Origin of the sequence: Mycobacterium sp. MAC_080597_8934, from assembly GCF_000523975.1 — a bacterium.
GTDB classification, from domain to species: Bacteria; Actinomycetota; Actinomycetes; order Mycobacteriales; family Mycobacteriaceae; genus Mycobacterium; species Mycobacterium avium.
Window position 1 is genome coordinate 127369 of sequence record NZ_JAOS01000023.1, and the last position, 16903, is coordinate 144271.

Here is a 16903-nt window from a genome sequence, read left to right on the forward strand (position 1 = left end):
GGACAGGACCGCAGTGACCGACTCAGAAACCGTCAGCGCCAAGGTGCGGGCCCTGGTCGGCCGGCCGACCGGCGGCACCGGAAAACCCTCGCTGGCACCCGACCCGGTGAACCAGCCGATGATCCGGCACTGGGCGTACGCGATGGCCGACATGAACCCCGTCTACCTTGATCCGGAGTTCGCCGCGTCGTCACGGTTCGGCGGCATCGTCTCGCCGCCGGTGATGTTGCAGACCTGGACCATGCCGTCGCCGAAGCTGGAGGGAATCGGCGAGCGCGGTGGGGCGCCCGTCGAAATCGACGGCAATCCAACGGCTTTCCTCGATGAGGCCGGCTACACCAGCACGGTGGCGACGAACTCGGAGTTCGAGATCGAGCGATACCCGAGGCTGGGCGACGTGATCAGCGCGACGACCGTCTACGAGTCGGTCTCCGACGAGAAGAAGACGGCCCTGGGCACCGGCTTCTTCCTGACCTGGCTGACGACCTACACCGACCAGAACGGCGAGGTGTTGGGGCGCCAGCGATTCCGGGTGCTGCGCTTCAGGCCGGCCGGCTGATGGCGGCCCGTCTGGCTCCGGCGATCACCGCAGACACCGAATTCTTCTGGAACGGGTTGCGGGAGAACAAACTCCTGATCCAGCGCTGCAGCGGCTGCGGTCAGCTGCGTCACCCACCCCGGCCGATGTGCCCGCACTGCCGGTCGCTGGACTGGCAGGCCGTCGAGTCGTCGGGCCGCGGCACCGTGTACAGCTACGTGATGCCGCACGAGCCGAAGTTTCCGTTCTTCGAGTACCCCTACATCGTCGTGCTGGTGGAACTCGAGGAGGGGGTGCGGCTGGTGTCCAACCTGACCGGCATCGACCCGGCCGAGGTGACGCCCGGACTGCCGGTCGAGGTCTACTACCAAACCTTCGACGGCTCGCAAGAGCTGGTGCTGCACCAGTTCCGGCCGAGCGCATAGGCCCGTCATGGACTTCTCGTTCACCGAAGAGCAGGAGACGATCGGCAAGCTGGCCCGCCATCTGTTCGAACGCCGCGCCACCCCGGAACGGCTGACCGAGTTGGAGGCCGGCGACACCCGCCACGACGCCGCGCTCTGGGAAGAGCTGGCCGCCGCCGACCTGCTCGGTGCCGCGCTGCCGGAGGCGGTCGGAGGCTCATGTGCTTCAGGCGGCGGCTTCGTGGAGCTCGGGGTGCTGCTGGCGGAGGTGGGCTACGGCGTCGCGCCGGTGCCCGCTTACGCCACGCTGGTGTTGGGCGCCGACTCGATCGCCCGGCACGGCAGCTCAGAACAGCAGCAGCGGGTCTTGCCGGGCGTGATCGCCGGATCGCGCATCCTGACAGCGGGTTTGGCCGAACCCGGCCGTTCGGATCCGGCCCGCCCGGCCACCACCGCGCGTCGCGACGGCCCGAACTGGCGCCTCGACGGCGCCAAGGAGCTGGTGCCGGCCGCCCAACTCGCCGACACGATGCTGATTCCCGCCGTCCTCGACGACGGCGACGTGGGGCTGTTCCTGCTGGCCGCCGACGCCGCCGGCGTCGAGATCCGCCCGGTGCCCACCACGAATCGCGAACCGCACGCGGACGTATTCTTAGACGGCGCACGTGTTTCCGAGGCGGACCGGATCGCCGGCATGGGACTGGTCGAGTCACTGCTCACCCGGGCGCTGGTGGCGCTGTGCGCGATCCAGCTCGGCGTCGTCGAGCGGGCGCTGCGCATCGCGGCCGAATACACCGCGGGCCGTGAGCAATTCGGCCGCCCGATCGGCAGCTTCCAGGCGGTGCAGCAGCGGATGGCCGACGCCTTCATCGACGTCGAGGCGATCCGGTGGACCACCTGGCAGGCGGCCTGGCTGGTCGCCCACGGTCGGCCCGCCGACCGGGCGGCGCGCATCGCGAAGTTCTGGGCCGCCGAGGCCGGCGCTCGGGTGGCCGCCACCGCCCAGCACGTCCACGGCGGCATCGGCATCGACGTCACCTATCCCCTGCACCGCTATTTCCTGTGGGCCAAGCACAACGAGCTCACCCTCGGTCCGGCTTCGGCGCAGCTGGCCCACCTCGGCGCAACCTATTCGGAAGGACACGCATGACGAGGACCGCCAACCACACGTTGCGATGGCAGGACATTTCGGTCGGCGAGGAGGTCACGCCGCTGGAAATCCCGATCACCACGACGATGATCGTCGCCGGCGCGATCGCCACCCGCGACTTCATGCCGGTGCACCACGACCGCGACTACGCCAAGAAGCAGGGTTCGCCCAACCTGTTCATGAACATCCTGACCACCAACGGCTACTGCGTGCGGTTCCTCACCGACTGGGCCGGGCCCGAGGCGATGGTCAAGAAGCTGTCGATTCGCCTTGGCGTGCCGTGCTTTCCGGACGACCCGCTGCGGTTCACCGGCAGCGTCACCGGCAAGACTCGTGGCCCGGCAGGGCCACCGCCGGCTGAGAACTTCGTCGAGGTGACCTTCAAGGCGTCCAACAGCCTCGGCGATCACGTCTCCGGCACCGCGGTGCTCAGCCTGCTCGACGGTGCGGGCTCATGAGCAGCATCTTGCCCGGCGCCGCGGCCATCGTCGGGATCGGCCAGACGGAGTTCTCCAAGGAATCCGGGCGCAGCGAACTGCAATTGGCGTGCGAGGCGGTCAGCGCCGCGCTGGACGACGCCGGTCTGACGCCCGCCGACGTCGACGGCATGGTCACCTTCACCATGGATTCCAGCGACGAGATCGACATCGCGCGCAACGTGGGCATCGGCGACCTGAGCTTCTTCTCCCGCGTGCACCACGGCGGCGGCGCGGCGGCCGGCACCGTGGTGCACGCCGCGATGGCCGTGGCGACGGGGGTCGCCGACGTGGTGGTGTGCTGGCGCGCCTTCAACGAACGCTCCGGCTTCCGGTTCGGCGGCAGTGGCCGCAACATGGCCGAAACCCCATTGTTCATGGCGCATTACGCGCCGTTCGGGCTGCTCACCCCGGCGGCGTGGGTCGCGCTGCATGCCCAGCGCTACATGTCGACCTATGGGGTGACCAACGAGGACTTCGGCCGGATCGCGGTGGTGGACCGCAAGCACGCGGCAACCAATCCCGACGCGTGGTTCTACCAGCGACCGATCACCCTGGAAGACCACCAGAATTCGCGCTGGATCGTCGAACCGGTGCTGCGCCTGCTGGATTGCTGTCAGGAAAGCGACGGCGGGGTGGCGCTGGTCGTCACCAGCGTCGAACGCGCCCGCGACCTGCGCCGGCCGCCGGCCGTCATCGCCGCGGCCGCCCAGGGCGCGGCGGCCGACGGCGAGATGATGACCAGCTACTACCGCGACGACATCACCGGGCTTCCCGAGATGGGGGTGGTCGCGCGGCAGTTGTGGCGGGATTCGGGGTGCAAGCCGCAGGACATCCAAACCGCCTTCATCTACGACCATTTCACCCCGTTCGTGTTCGTCCAGCTCGAAGAACTCGGCTTCTGTGGCCGCGGTGAGGCCAAGGATTTCGCCACCGTCGAGCGGTTGTCGCTGGGCGGCGAGTTCCCGATCAACACCAACGGCGGGCTGCTCGGTGAGGCCTACATCCACGGCATGAACGGCATCACCGAGGCGGTGCGGCAGGTGCGCGGCACCTCCCACAACCAGGTCGCCGATGTCGAGCACGTGCTGGTCACCTCGGGAACCGGCGTGCCCACGAGTGGTCTGATCCTCGCGCCGGCCGGCTGAGGGAAAGGCGCGCTGATTCCATGTCGACGAACGTGTCCCCGGCGACCGACACCCGCGAGCTGATCGTCGCGGCCGCGTTCACGTGTTTCGGCACGCAAGGATTGCAGAAGGCCACCATCGTCGACATCGCCAAGCAGGCCGGCGTGTCGAGAAGCACGATCTACGAATACTTTTCCGACAAGGCCGCCATCGTCGAGGCCTGCGCCGAACACGCCTCCGAGCGTTTCTACCGCGAGATGGCCAAGGCCGTGGACCGCGGCGGCACGCTCGAGGAGAGGCTCTGCGCGGCGGCGGTGTTCGTCACCCAGGCCCGCCGAGTCATCGCTTCGGAGAAGTACTTTGACGAGGACGCGATCAGCCTGCTGCTGACCAAGGACGCCGCCGTGCTGCTGCGCGAATGCGTGGAGTTCTTCGCCCCGTATCTGGCCGCCGCCCGGCTCACCGGTGAGGTGCGCAAGGACCTCGACGTCGAGGCGGCCGGTGAATGGTTCGCGCGCATCCTGTTCTCGTTGTTCAGCACACCGTCGCCGACGCTGAACCTGGACGATCCCGGCGTGACGGCGGAATTCGTTCGCGCGCATGTGGTGCGCGGGTTCGCCAGCGAGCGCCCGCGGCGACGTTGAGTGTGCATCCTCGGCGTTGAGTGTGTAGCGGCGGCGGGCGTCGTCGGCGTGTCGTCGACCTGATGCAACTCCGCAAGCCCCGGACGCACACTCAATGCCGACGCGCGGCCAGCGCGCGCAGAAAGAACGTCAAATTGGCCGGGCGTTCGGCGAGCCGGCGCATGAAGTAGCCGTACCACTGGGTGCCGAAGGGCACGTAGACCCGGACGGTGTGGCCGGCCTCGGCCAGCCGCCGCTGCTCGTCGTCGCGGATGCCGTACAGCATCTGGTACTCGAATTCACCGGTGCCACGCCCTGATTCGCGGGCCAGCGACGGCGCCGCCTCGATGATCGCCGGATCGTGGGAGGCCACCATCGGATAGCCCGAACCGGCCATCAACACCCGCAGGCAGCGCAGGTAGGAATCGGTGACCGCGGCGGGATCGCGGTAGGCCAGCGAGGCGGGCTCGTCGTAGGCGCCCTTGCACAGCCGCACCCGCGCGCCGGCGGCGGCGAACTCCTCGCAGTCGCCGAGCGTGCGCCGCAGGTAGGCCTGCAATGCCACACCCAGCCAATCGAATTCGCGCCGCAGGTCGCGCACGATGCGCAGGGTCGAATCGGTCGTGGTGTGGTCCTCGGCGTCCACCGTCACCCACACGCCGGCCCGCTGCGCGGCCGCGCAGATCGCCCACGCGTTCTCCCGGGCGATCTTCTCACCGTCGCGATCCAGCGACTGGCCCAGCGCGGACAGTTTCAGCGACACCTCGAGCGGCCGGACGGCCGCCCCATCGCCGAGGCAGCCCAGGCGGTCGACGAGCTCCAGATACACCCGCACCGCCGCATCGGCGTCGTCGGCGTCCGACACGTCCTCGCCCAGATGGTCGACGCTGACGCAGCGTCCCGAATCACGAAGGGCCGTCACGCTGTCCAGCGCGGAATAGATCGTCTCCCCGGTGATGAACCGGTGCACCACCCGGCGGGTCACCGGCAGCGCTTCGGCGGCCCGGCGCAACCCCGGTCGCCGGCCCGCGGCCAGGATCGCCGGACGCAGGGTGTGGGCGAACAGCCCGGCCATCAGTCGGCCTCCATGTGCGGATAGGTGTGGTCGGTGGCCGGGACGAACGTCTCCTTGATGGTGCGGGCCGACGTCCAGCGCAGCAGGTTCAACGGAGAGCCGGCCTTGTCGTTGGTGCCCGAGCCGCGCGAACCACCGAACGGCTGGCGCCCCACCACCGCCCCGGTCGGCTTGTCGTTGACATAGAAGTTCCCGGCGGCAAAGCGCAGCCGGTCCTGCGCGGCCAGCACCGCCGCCCGGTCGTCGGCGATGACCGCACCGGTCAGCGCGTACCGCGATCCGGTGTCGACCACGTCGAGGATTCGCTGGTAGTCGTCGTCGGGATACACGTGCACCGACAGCAGCGGGCCGAAGTATTCGGTCGCGAACGACTCGTCGGCCGGGTCGTCGGACAGCAACACCGTCGGCCGCACGAAATAGCCTTCGCTGTCGTCGTATTCGCCGCCCACCGCGATGGTGACGTGCGGCGCGCCCTTCGCGCGTTCGATGGCGTCGACGTTCTTGACGAAGGCCCGCCGGTCGATCAGCGCGCCGCCGAAGTTGGTCAGATCGGTGACGTCGCCGTAGCGCAATGCGGCGGTCTCGGCCAGAAACTCGTCGCCCATCCGCCGCCAGACCGACTGCGCGATGAACGCCCGCGACGCCGCCGAGCACTTCTGCCCCTGGTAGTCGAAGGCCCCGCGAATCAGCGCGGTGCGCAACACATCCGGGCGCGCGGAGGCGTGCGCGACGATGAAGTCCTTGCCGCCGGTCTCGCCCACCAGCCGCGGATAGCAGTGGTAGTGACCGATATTGGTGCCCACCTGGTACCACAGCCGCTGGAAGGTCGCCGTCGACCCGGTGAAGTGAATCCCCGCCAGCCGCCGATCCGCCAGTGCCACATCGGAAACCGCGAACCCGTCGCCGGTCACCAGGTTGATCACCCCGGGCGGCAAGCCGGCCGCCTCGAGCAACTGCATGGTCAGATACGCCGACAGGGTCTGGGTGATCGACGGCTTCCACACCACGGTGTTTCCCATCAGCGCCGGCGCGGTCGGCAGGTTGCCGGCAATGGAGGTGAAATTGAACGGCGTGATCGCGTAGACAAAGCCGTCCAGCGGGCGGTAGTCGCTGCGATTCCACTCCCCCGGCCCGCTGATCGGCTGCTGCGCCAGGATCTGCCGGGCAAACGCCACGTTGAACCGCCAGAAGTCGATCTGCTCGCAGGGCGAGTCGATCTCGGCCTGATAGGCAGACTTGGATTGGCCCAGCATCGTCGCGGCGGCGATCTTCTCCCGCCACGGCCCGGCCAGCAGATCGGCGGCCCGCAAAAACACCGCCGCCCGCTCGTCGAAAGGCATTGCCGCCCAATCGCTTTTGGCGGTCATCGCGGCGTCGACGGCAGCGGTCGCGTCGGCGTGCACGGCGTTGGTCAGGGTGCCCAGCTTGGCGGCGTACCGGTGCGGCTGGACGACGTCGATGCGTTCACCGTCGCCCATCCGGTGGCGGCCGCCGATGACGTGCGGCAGGTCGATGGGGTGGCCGGCCGGCGCGGCCAACTCGGCGCGTAACCGGGCGCGCTCCGCGGAGTGCGGCGCATAATCGTGGACCGGCTCGTTGGCCGGCACCGGCACCTCGGAAATTCCAGTGATCGCATCCATGCTGCCCAGGATCCTCGCCGCGGCCACGGCCGCGATTTAGCCGATCCGACAAGATGGGCCGGTCATCGTAGTAAGATCGGACAATATGGCCGGTGTCGGGCTGGGTCAGTTGCTGCTCGCGCTGGACGCGACCATGGTCAGCCTGGTCGACGCCCCGCGTGGGCTGGACCAACCGGTCGCTTCGGCGGCGCTGATCGACTCCGACGATGTGCGGCTCGGGCTGGCCGCGGCGGCGGGCTCCGCCGACGTCTTCTTCCTGCTGGGCGTCGGCGACGACGAGGCGCTGCGCTGGATCGACACCCAGGCCCGCGACCGGGTACCGGTGGCCGTCTTCGTCAAGGAGCCGTCCGACGCCCTGGTCGGCACGGCCGTCGCGGCGGGATCGGCGGTGGTGGCCGTCGATCCGCGGGCCCGCTGGGAACGGCTGTACCAGTTGGTCAATCACGTGCTGGAACATCACGGCGACCGCGCCGACGCGGCGGACGACTCGGGCACCGACCTGTTCGGGTTGGCGCAGTCACTGGCCGAGCGCATCCACGGCATGGTCAGCATCGAAAACGCCCAATCCCAGGTGCTGGCCTATTCGGCCTCCAACGACGAGGCCGACGAGCTGCGCCGGCTGTCCATCCTGGGCCGGGCCGGCCCGCCCGAGCATCTCGAGTGGATCGGCCAGTGGGGCATCTTCGACGCGCTGCGGTCGGGCACCCAGGTGGTGCGCGTCGCCGAGCGGCCGGAGCTGGGGCTGCGACCCCGGCTGGCGGTCGCCATCCATCAGCCCGACCCGGATGCCCGGCGACCGCCGGTGTTCGCCGGGACCATCTGGGTGCAGCAGGGCGCGCAGCCGCTGGCCGACGACGCCGAACAGATACTGCGCGGCGCCGCGGTGCTGGCCGCCCGGATCATGGCGCGGCTGGCGGCCCGCCCGTCCACCCAGGCGCGGCGGCTTCAGCAGCTGCTCGGTGTGACCGACTCGGAAACCCTTGCGCCCGTGGACCTCACCGCGATCGCCGCCGAGCTCGGTCTGGCCGCGGACGGCTGCGCGGCCCTGGTCGGTTGGGCGGCGGCCGAGGGGGCGTCCCGCCACACCCGCCTGACCGATGTGATCGCGCTGAGCGCCAGCGCTTTCCGGCACGACGCCCACGTCGCCGGTCACGGCTCGCGGACCTACGTGCTGCTGCCCCAGCCGCCGAACCGGTCGGTCAGCTCGTGGGTGCGCGGCACCATCGCCGCGCTGCGCGCCGAGCTCGGGGTGCAGCTGCGGGCGGTCATCGCCGCGCCGGTCCCGGGCCTTTCCGCGGTCGCCGCGGCGCGCGCCGAGGTGGACCGCGTGCTGGACAGCGCTGAGCGCCATCCCCTTTCGTTCGGGCAGGTGACGTCGCTGGCCGAAGCGCGCACCACGGTCCTGCTCGACGAGATCGTCACCCTGGTCGGCCGCGACGAGCGGTTGGTCGATCCGCGGATCGTGGCGCTGCACGACCGGGAACCGGTGCTGGCCCAGACGCTGCGGACCTACCTGGACGCCTTCGGCGACATCGCCGCGGCCGCGCACGCGTTGCGCGTGCACCCCAATACGGTTCGCTACCGGGTGCGGCGGATCGAGAAGCTGCTGTCGGTGTCGCTGGCGGACCCCGAGGTGCGGCTGCTGTTCGCGCTGGCGTTGCGGGTTGCCGAACGCTGACGCATACGCCCGATTCGCCGACGGGTCCGCCGGGGCGGATGCAAGAATGTCACCCGTAAGGTGATGACGATGCAGGAAGCCGGTGCGAATCCGGCGCGGTCCCGCCACTGTCATCGGGGAGCGACCCTCAACGGCCACGGCTGACAAGCTGGAAGGCGAGGCGAGCGGCGATCCGAGAGCCAGGACACTCGCGTCATCGCGTCCTGCGACCCGGGGCGGATGTACCCCGAGAGAGCTGTCACCGCCATGTCCCGTCCGGCATGGGTGGCCGTCGTCGACGCTGCCACCGTTTCGGCGCCCCAACGGCGCGCCCGTTTCGTCCATACCCCCGCTGCGGCAAGGGTTTTGCGAGGGTGCGGTCGATGACCGCCCCCATCTGGATGGCCTCACCCCCGGAGGTGCATTCGTCGCTGCTGAGCGCGGGGCCGGGGCCCGGGCCGTTGCTCGCCGCCGCGGCGGCGTGGAGCTCGCTGAGCGTGCAGTACGCCGAGTCGGCCGACGAGCTGGTCACGCTGCTGGGCGCCGTGCGGGCCGGCGACTGGGACGGCCCGACGGCCGGCGCCTACCTGGCCGCGCACGCCCCCTATCTGGCCTGGCTGGCGCGGGCGAGCACCGACAGCGCGGCCGTGGCCGCCCAGCAGGAAGTCGTCGCCGCCGGCTACACCGCGGCGCTGGCGGCGATGCCGACGCTGCCCGAGCTGGCCGCCAACCACGCCGCACACGCCGTGTTGACCGCGACGAATTTCTTTGGCATCAACACCATTCCTATCGCGGTGAACGAGGCCGACTATGCCCGGATGTGGGTCCAGGCGGCCACCGTGATGGGCACCTACCAGGACGTGGCGGCCGCCGCGCTGGCGGCCACGCCGCACACCGAACCGGCGCCGCGGGTGATGGCGGCCGCCGCGCCGGCGGCCACGGCCGCGCAGTCGTCGTCGTATCCGCCCGACACGCAGGACCAGTGGCTGGACTGGCTGGAGAAGACCGGGTTCGTCGACTTCTACAACCGCTACATCCAGCCGCTGATCGACCAGTTGATGAACAACCCGTTCTTCCGGTCGCTGTTCTCCGGCTTCGACCCGTGGCTGCCGTCGCTGGGCAATCCGCTGAGCTTCCTCAACCCGTTCAACATCGCGTTCGCCCTCGGCTACCCGATGGATTTCGGTTCGTACTTCGGCTATTTGGCGCAGATGTTCAGCTTCGTCGCGGCGGATCTGGCCGCGGCGTTCGCGTCGGGCAATCCCGCGACCATCGCGTGGACCCTGCTGTTCACCACCATCGAGGTGATCGGCACCGTCATCACCGACACCATCGCGTTGATCAAGACGTTGCTCGAGCAGATGATCGTGCTGATCCCGGCGATTCTGCCGCTGCTGACCGTCTCGGTGGTCCCGTTGGTCGTGCCCACCCTGGTCGGTGGTTTGGCGGGCTTGACGGGTTTGGCTGGGCTGCATGCCATTCCGGTGCCCCCGTTCGTCCCGGCGCCGACGCTCGTCCCGGTGGCGCTGGCACCGAGTCCGCCGCCCGCGCCGGCACCGGCCCCGTCCCCCGCGCCGGCGCCGGCCCCGACGTCCGCGGCGGCGCCGCCGCGGCCGCACCCGGCGCGCCGCCGCCCACCCCGTCGGGGCCGCCGGTGGCCACCCTGCACAGCCTCGCCTACCTGGTCGGCGGCCTGACTGCGGACGCGCGGCGGGCCGCGAGCGCCGGCGCCCGCAGACGCGAGGCGGCCGCGCCCGAAAACGTCGAGGCCCCCGCGGTGGCGCAGCCGGAGGAAGAGTCGACGCAGCGGCGCCGTCACCGGGCCGCGGCCAAACAACTCGGCCGCGGCTACGAGTATCTGGATCCCGAGCCGTCGATGACCGCCTCGCAGCTGGGTGCGCCGACGCTGGGGTTCGCCGGAACCGCGGCCAAACGCGCGGCCGCCGCACCGGCGGGACTGAGCGCGCCGGTGCTCGACGAGTTCGCCGACGCCCCGCGCGCGCCGATGATGCCGGCCACCTGGGACGGATCGAAACAGTAACGTGCACAACGCTATTGGCGTGCACCAGGCTAAGGTGTCCCGGTCCGCACGCCCGCCCCGCACGGCGGCGGGCCGGCGCGAAAACCCCGGAGCGGTAACCTAGCCCGCATGCACGGTTCGTCAGTGGTGTCCCTGTTGCGGGAACGTGCCGGCCTGCAACCCGACGATGTGGCGTTCCGCTACACCGATTACGAGCAGGACTGGGCGGGCGTCGCCGAGACGCTGACCTGGGCCCAGCTCTATCAGCGGACGTTGAATCTTGCCCGCGAGGTCGCCCGGCATGGCGACACCGGCGACCGGGCGGTCATTCTCGCGCCCCAGGGCCTGTCCTACATCGTGGCGTTCCTGGCCGCGATCCAGGCCGGGCTGATCGCGGTTCCGCTGTCGGTGCCCCAGCCCGGTTCGCACGACGAACGGGTCAGCGCCGTACTGGCCGACACCGGCCCCGCCGTGGTGTTGACCACCGCCGCGGCCGCCGCGATCGTCACCGAATACCTGCGTCGGCCGGACACCGGACCCGCCCCGGCCGTCGTCGAAATCGACTCGCTGGACCTGGATGAACCGAATTCGTCGAGCATCCGGATCAGCGGGGCCCCGGACATCGCCTACCTGCAGTACACCTCGGGCTCCACCCGCCTGCCGGCCGGCGTCATGGTCTCGCACCGCAACCTGCAGGTGAACTTCCAGCAGCTGATGGCCGCGTTCTTCCCCGACTTCGACGGGGTGGCCCCGCGCGATACGGTCTGCGTGTCGTGGCTGCCGTTCTACCACGACATGGGGCTGGTCCAGGGCGTCATCGCGCCGATCCTGGGCGGCTACGCTGCCGACCTCACCAGCCCGGTCGCGTTCCTGCAGCGCCCCGCGCGCTGGATCCAGGCGATGTCGCGGGCGGATCCGGTCTTCTCCGCGGCGCCCAACTTCGCCTTCGAGCTGGCCGTGCGCAAGACGACCGACGCCGACCTGGCCGGCGTCGACCTGGGCAACATCATCAGCATCGTCAGCGGCGCCGAGCGCATCCACCCGGCAACGCTGCGTCGGTTCTGTAAACGCTTCGCGCCGTACAACTTTCGCGAGCACATGATGCAGCCCTCCTACGGCCTGGCCGAGGCGACGGTCTACGTCGCCAGCCGCGCCGAGGCCGGCGCACCCGAGGTCGTTCACTTCGAGCCGGAAAAGCTGTCGGCCGGCAGCGCGCAGCGGTGCCCGGCGCAGACCGGGTCGCCGCTGCTGAGCTACGGCGCGCCGACGTCGCCGACGGTGCGGATCGTCGACCCGGACACCAACACCGAACGCGCGGACGGAACGGTCGGGGAAATCTGGGTCAACGGCGAGAACGTGGCGCAGGGGTATTGGCGCAAACCGGAGGAAACCCGACGCACCTTCGGCGGCGTGCTGGTCAACCCGTCGCCGGGCACCCCGCGGCAGCCGTGGCTGCGCACCGGCGACCTCGGCTTCATCTCCGCCGGGGAGTTGTTCATCGGCGGCCGGATGAAAGATTTGCTGATCGTCTACGGCCGCAACCACTATCCCGAGGACATTGAGTCGACGGTGCAGGCCGTCACCGGCGGCCGGGTCGCGGCCATCTCGGTGCCGGCGGACGAGACCGAGAAATTGGTCACCATCATCGAGCTGAAGCGGCGCGGCGATTCCGACGAGGACGCGCGGCGCAAGCTCGACGCGGTCAAAAACGAAGTCACCGCGGCGATCTCGAATTCGCACGGGCTCAACGTCGCGGATCTGGTGCCGGTGGCCCCGGGATCGATTCCCACCACGACCAGCGGCAAGATCCGGCGGGCGGCCTGCGTCGAGCGCTACCTCCGGGGTGCCTTCATCCGGTTGGACGGCTGAGCGTCCGGCGCTACGCCGGCTCGGTCTCCTCCAGGAAACGGCCCATCACGTCGGGGCCGGTGGAATGCATCGCGATCGACAGCTCCAACAGCCGGTCCTTGGCCTGCTTGGGCAGCAGCTCGATGGACCGGGTGGTGGACGAGTCGTACTTCGCCCCCGGAAACCGTTGCAGAACAATGTTTTTCTGCTCTTCGGTGGTGTGGATCTCCAGCAGCTTCATGCCCGCGAACGCCTCGTTGGCCAGCTCGGCCATCCCCGCGTTGGCCAGCGCCTCCAGCCGCTCCTCGTTGATCCAGACGTTGATCTTGATCGCCTTGCCGTTGTTGTCGTGGTCGCTGCTCATGAACCCTCCAGCTGGTTGAGTGTGAAGACCGGAAGCCTGTTGGCCAGATACTCCTCGGTGACGAACGGCGAACCCTGACCGTGCTTGGCGGCGCACTCCATCACGACCTCGAACACCTCGTGGCGCATCACCTTCTGCGTCGGCTTGACTTCGTCGGTCAGGATGCTGCGGATCAGGCTGCCGCTGAAGCTCTGCGCCTGCGCCTCGTGGCCGCACAGGGCCGAGTTGGTGACCTCCAAACACACCGGGCAGTACCAGTTTTCCCGCAGGAACACCGGCTTGATGCCCAGCTGGTTGCGGTATTGCTTGAGGATGTTCTGCGAGTCGTACGGATGGTAGAAGTCGCCAACGCCGGCGTGGTCGCGACCGAACATGTGGTGCGTGCAGCCCAGGTTCGTGCGCAGGATGGCGTGGAAGATCGCCTCGCGCGGCCCCGCATACCGCATGTCCCAGAGGGTGAACGACACCATGTGGACGTTCTCGCGGAAGTATCCGCTGGTTCGCAAGGCGTTCTGCGCCAACAGGATTGCCTCGTCGATGTAATCGCCGACGCGCTTTTGGCCGATGATCGCGTTCACCAGCACGCCGGTGTTGAGGCTGTCGACGGGCTGGTCCTCGTTGGCGGCCAGCCAGGCCTGCTTCATCAACGCCTCGTGGCCGGTGTGCGGAACGTTGCGGGTCTGATGGGCGACGACCCGGTGCCAGTGCTTGGCCGCCAACGCGTCCTGGTGCTGCCTGGGGGTGAGCCAGAAGCTCTTGAACGGCTCGTTGAAGACCGGTTCGTTGATCAGGGTGATGTCGCCGCCGATGAAGCGATTGTGGTAGCCCAACGTTTTCTTGACGCCCGGGTGCCTGGGGTCGGTTGTGCCGTAGGTCTTTTCGGCCATCCGCTCCAGGTCGTAGTCGTAGATTTCGGTGACGTCCAGGATGGCCATGGGCACCCCGAGATAGTCGAGAACGACGCTGGCGCCCTCCTTGACGTCGCGCTCGGCGATGTCGTCGGCCGACATGTCGAAGACGATCGGAATGCTCCACAACGTCGAGTCCGGCAGCGCGAACTCGTCCAGGGTCGCGTCGACCTCGCGCCGGCCCATGAATCCGGTCAGCGGGGTGAAGAAGCCGTAGGACAGGCTGATGACCTCGTGCGCGGTGGCTTTCGAGATCGGCACCCGCGGCAGGCCCTCGATGCGGGCCGCCGCGTTCTCGGTGGACACCCGCTCCACCAGCGGCTTGCCGTTGTGGCCGGTGTAGTTCATGCGGTCACCTCGTCGCGTCCCCGGGTGTGCGCAAGACCGTCGGTGGCGATCACGCCGACCCGCTCCAGGTGGGCGATCACCTCCTCGGCCAGCGTCTCGGCGTCTTTGGCGGCGCCGTCGAGCCGCAATTCGGGCCGCGGCGGGGCCTCGTAGGGGTCGTCGATCCCGGTGAATCCCTTGATCTCACCGGCCCGCGCCTTCTTGTAAAGCCCTTTGGGATCCCGCTTTTCGCAGATCTCGATCGGGGTGTCGATGAAGATCTCCTGGAAATCGCCGTCGTCGAGGGTGGCCCGAATCGCGTCCCGGTCGCGGACGTAGGGGCTGATGAAGGCCGTCAGCGCGATGATGCCGGCCTCGCAGAACAACTTCGCCACCGCGCCGATCCGGCGGATGTTCTCCTCGCGGTCCTGGGCGGAGAATCCCAGCCCGAACCGCTGGGCGAACTCGGGTCCGTGCCGCTCCTCGAGCAGATCCGGGCCGGCGTTGAGCCCGTAGCGGACGTTGTCGCCGTCCAGCAGGTAGCTGCGGATGCCCCGCTCGTAGAGCTTCTGCTCGACCACGTTGGCGACCGTGCTCTTGCCGCTGCCGCTGAGCCCGGTGAACCAGATGACGCAGCCCTTGTGGCCGTTGAGTTGCTCGCGTTCGCCGCGGCTGATCTTGTGTTCGTGCCAGGTGATGTTGTTCGACATTTCCGACTCCTGTATTCCCAGACGGCAGCGAAACCCCAACGGCCGCTTACCACCTGTGCGTCACCGGATGCCGCGCCCGCTCCGGGTGGAGCCTGGCCTGCCGGCACCGGCGCGCGGCGCGGCGCGGCAACCTCGCCGCACCGGTCACACGCTTCACCATATTGTCTAGCAATCAAACCGGGTAAGAACCAGCCCACAAGTAAAGATGGCCGATTTACGGGTGTTTTATTCCGCGGGCCGGCAGCGTTCCGGCAGCCCCGAACTCGGGCTCGCCAGCAAACACGTTCCCGACGGTGGTGGCGAACGGCGCCGGCCACACCGGCCGCCCGTTGTTCGCTGCGGTTCACAGCCGTCCGGCCGGGGCTTTGCCGATCGGCCGGCGCCGATCGGGGCCTTTAGCACAATCACGGCCGGGTGCGGGCACTTCGGCAGCGCCGTGGGTGTTTGGATCGCCGGCGGCGTTAGCTGTTAATCTTCTGTACATCCGCGGTTCAGGGGTTGTCGGGCGGGCGCCGGTGGGTTTGACTCAGGCGGAGCGCAACGGTGCCGTCGCGTCCGCTGCGGTGCGCTGACGGCCCGGCGCGCAGGGGTGGGACTCGTCGTCGCTGCGCGCGGCGATCGATCGGCGGCTCTCGGGTGAAGCGAGTCGGCAGCCGCCCGGCAAACGCGCGGCAGGCGATGTGATGCGGGAGGACATCAACCACCGAAGCCATTGACTCGGTTGCCGGTGCCGGCCAGGCGCGGCCCGGACACGCCGCAGTGAATCGCTCGCGGCGGGTGCGGCAATCGCTCGACCAAGAGGGGAACACGCATGCTGGACTACGGGGCCCTGCCGCCGGAGATCAATTCGACCAGAATGTATGCCGGGCCCGGCTCGGCACCGCTGATCGCCGCGGCCGCGGCGTGGGACGTCCTGGCCAACGCGCTGGAGACCGCGGCGCGCGGCTACTCGGCGGTGATCACCCGCCTGCACGGCGAAAGTTGGTCCGGCAGTGCCTCGGTCGCGATGGCCGGCGCCGCTGCCCCGTATTTCGCCTGGCTGGCCGAGGCCGGGACACAAGCCGAGGAGGCGGCCGGTCAGGCCCGCGCCGCGGCGGCCGCCTACGAGGCGGCATTCGGCGCCACGGTGCCGCCGGCGGTGGTGACCGCCAACCGCGCCCTGTTCGCGCAACTGGTCGCGAGCAACATCCTGGGCCAGAACACCGCGGCCATCGGTGAGGCCGAGGGCGCCTACGCCGAAATGTGGGCCCAAGACGCCGCCGCCATGTACGGCTACGCCGCCGCCTCGTCGGGGGCGACCAGGTTGCGGCCGTTCGACGAGCCGCCGCGCACCACCAACGCCGACGGGCCCGGCGCCCAGGCCGCCGCGGTGGCCCGGTCCGCCACCGGCTCGGCGGCCAACCAGTCGCACGCCTCGCTGTCCCGGGCCATGTCCGCGGTCCCGCATCAGCTGCAAACCCTTTCCGGCGCAGGGTCTTCCGGCTCCTCCTCGTCGTCGTCGGGGTCGTCGGCGCTGAGTGCGGTCGACAATTTCAACACCCTGACCGCACCGGTGAACCTCGGCGACGGCATCAGCCGCACCGTCACGTCCGGCGGAACCTTCGGCACCGGGCTGTTCCGCTCGAACCTGCAGTCGGCGGGCGAAGCCTTCAAAGCCGTCCCCGGCGCCGCCGCGGCGGCCGGCACTTCGACGGCGGCGGTCGTCCCCGGCCCGGCCGTGGCCGGCGCGGGCACCGCCACCACGGTCGGCCGACTGTCCGTGCCGCAGACTTGGGCGGCGACCAACCCGGCGGCCGGCACCGCCGCCGAACCGCTGTGGCTGTCGGACGCCGAACTCGACGGCGGGCCGTCCTGGCACGAAGGCCCGGCGGCCGGCATGTGGAACGGGGCGCCGGCGGCGGGCGCTTCGTCGTCGCTGTTGTCGCGGCCCTCGGTCAACAACGTGCTGCGGGTCGCGCCGCGCCAGTTCAAGATGCCGCGGCCGTCCGCCGGCGGGTAGCCGGTCGCCGAACCGCTGGTTAATTCACCCCCACAGT

General features: G+C 69.5%; 16 protein-coding genes and 1 riboswitch. Of the genes, 11 read left to right on the top strand and 5 right to left on the bottom strand.

Annotated features, from left to right (window positions below; all coding sequences use genetic code 11):
- The first annotated feature begins 13 nt into the window (after positions 1-13).
- The 6 genes from NF20_RS13240 to NF20_RS13265 are packed head-to-tail and all read left to right on the top strand — an operon-like array spanning position 14 to position 4339.
- Positions 14-559 carry an FAS1-like dehydratase domain-containing protein gene (locus NF20_RS13240; protein WP_033711603.1) on the top strand — a complete coding sequence of 182 codons (546 nt, stop codon included), beginning with the start codon at positions 14-16 and terminating at the stop codon, positions 557-559.
- Entirely contained in the window at positions 559-963 is a 405-nt protein-coding gene (locus NF20_RS13245) for a Zn-ribbon domain-containing OB-fold protein (RefSeq protein ID WP_033711600.1), read from the top strand. The genes NF20_RS13240 and NF20_RS13245 overlap by 1 nt, the downstream gene beginning before the upstream one ends.
- A 7-nt stretch (positions 964-970) precedes the next feature.
- A complete protein-coding gene (locus tag NF20_RS13250; RefSeq protein ID WP_033711599.1) occupies positions 971-2092 on the top strand; it encodes an acyl-CoA dehydrogenase family protein in 1122 nt (373 codons plus the stop codon).
- Positions 2089-2550, top strand: a complete 462-nt coding sequence (locus NF20_RS13255) for a MaoC family dehydratase (protein WP_023868564.1) — start codon at positions 2089-2091, stop codon at positions 2548-2550. Before NF20_RS13250 ends, NF20_RS13255 begins: the two co-directional genes overlap by 4 nt.
- Complete coding sequence (locus tag NF20_RS13260; protein ID WP_011724076.1) at positions 2547-3716, top strand: lipid-transfer protein; 1170 nt, start codon at positions 2547-2549, stop codon at positions 3714-3716. Before NF20_RS13255 ends, NF20_RS13260 begins: the two co-directional genes overlap by 4 nt.
- Positions 3717-3736: 20 nt before the next feature.
- Positions 3737-4339 (top strand): TetR/AcrR family transcriptional regulator, encoded by a 603-nt coding sequence (locus NF20_RS13265; protein ID WP_033711598.1) that lies wholly within the window; start codon positions 3737-3739, stop codon positions 4337-4339.
- Between the two features lie 91 nt (positions 4340-4430).
- On the opposite strand, the gene NF20_RS13270 is transcribed toward NF20_RS13265, so the two are convergent.
- Both NF20_RS13270 and pruA read right to left on the bottom strand, forming a co-directional pair.
- Positions 4431-5393 carry a proline dehydrogenase family protein gene (locus NF20_RS13270; protein WP_033711597.1) on the bottom strand — a complete coding sequence of 321 codons (963 nt, stop codon included), beginning with the start codon at positions 5391-5393 and terminating at the stop codon, positions 4431-4433.
- Positions 5393-7033, bottom strand: a complete 1641-nt coding sequence (pruA, locus tag NF20_RS13275) for an L-glutamate gamma-semialdehyde dehydrogenase (RefSeq protein WP_033711630.1) — start codon at positions 7031-7033, stop codon at positions 5393-5395. Before pruA ends, NF20_RS13270 begins: the two co-directional genes overlap by 1 nt.
- A gap of 85 nt (positions 7034-7118) precedes the next feature.
- On the opposite strand from pruA, the gene NF20_RS13280 reads away from it, so the two are divergent.
- The 4 genes from NF20_RS13280 to fadD21 all read left to right on the top strand — a co-directional run bounded on the left by NF20_RS13280 (position 7119) and on the right by fadD21 (position 12579).
- Entirely contained in the window at positions 7119-8711 is a 1593-nt protein-coding gene (locus NF20_RS13280; protein WP_033711596.1) for a PucR family transcriptional regulator, read from the top strand.
- Between the two features lie 47 nt (positions 8712-8758).
- A riboswitch (cobalamin riboswitch) is annotated at positions 8759-8902 on the top strand.
- 171 nt (positions 8903-9073) lie between these two features.
- Entirely contained in the window at positions 9074-10387 is a 1314-nt protein-coding gene (locus tag NF20_RS13285; protein ID WP_179944211.1) for a PPE family protein, read from the top strand.
- Complete coding sequence (locus NF20_RS28940) at positions 10345-10731, top strand: hypothetical protein (RefSeq protein WP_050483923.1); 387 nt, start codon at positions 10345-10347, stop codon at positions 10729-10731. The genes NF20_RS13285 and NF20_RS28940 overlap by 43 nt, the downstream gene beginning before the upstream one ends.
- A gap of 108 nt (positions 10732-10839) precedes the next feature.
- Positions 10840-12579 carry a fatty-acid--AMP ligase FAAL21/FadD21 gene (fadD21, locus tag NF20_RS13290; RefSeq protein ID WP_033717309.1) on the top strand — a complete coding sequence of 580 codons (1740 nt, stop codon included), beginning with the start codon at positions 10840-10842 and terminating at the stop codon, positions 12577-12579.
- A 10-nt stretch (positions 12580-12589) separates the two neighbouring features.
- Here the strand turns inward: fadD21 and NF20_RS13295 are convergent, their stop codons facing one another.
- From NF20_RS13295 to cysC, 3 genes are read right to left on the bottom strand one after another with little or no spacing between them, the layout of a single operon-like run.
- A complete protein-coding gene (locus NF20_RS13295; RefSeq protein WP_003875478.1) occupies positions 12590-12922 on the bottom strand; it encodes a DUF6955 family protein in 333 nt (110 codons plus the stop codon).
- On the bottom strand, positions 12919-14178 hold the full coding sequence (gene sat, locus NF20_RS13300; RefSeq protein WP_033711806.1) for a sulfate adenylyltransferase: 1260 nt from the start codon (positions 14176-14178) through the stop codon (positions 12919-12921). Before sat ends, NF20_RS13295 begins: the two co-directional genes overlap by 4 nt.
- A complete protein-coding gene (cysC, locus tag NF20_RS13305; RefSeq protein ID WP_003875476.1) occupies positions 14175-14867 on the bottom strand; it encodes an adenylyl-sulfate kinase in 693 nt (230 codons plus the stop codon). Before cysC ends, sat begins: the two co-directional genes overlap by 4 nt.
- An 811-nt stretch (positions 14868-15678) precedes the next feature.
- On the opposite strand from cysC, the gene NF20_RS13310 reads away from it, so the two are divergent.
- A complete protein-coding gene (locus NF20_RS13310; protein WP_009975519.1) occupies positions 15679-16866 on the top strand; it encodes a PPE family protein in 1188 nt (395 codons plus the stop codon).
- Positions 16867-16903: the final 37 nt, after the last annotated feature.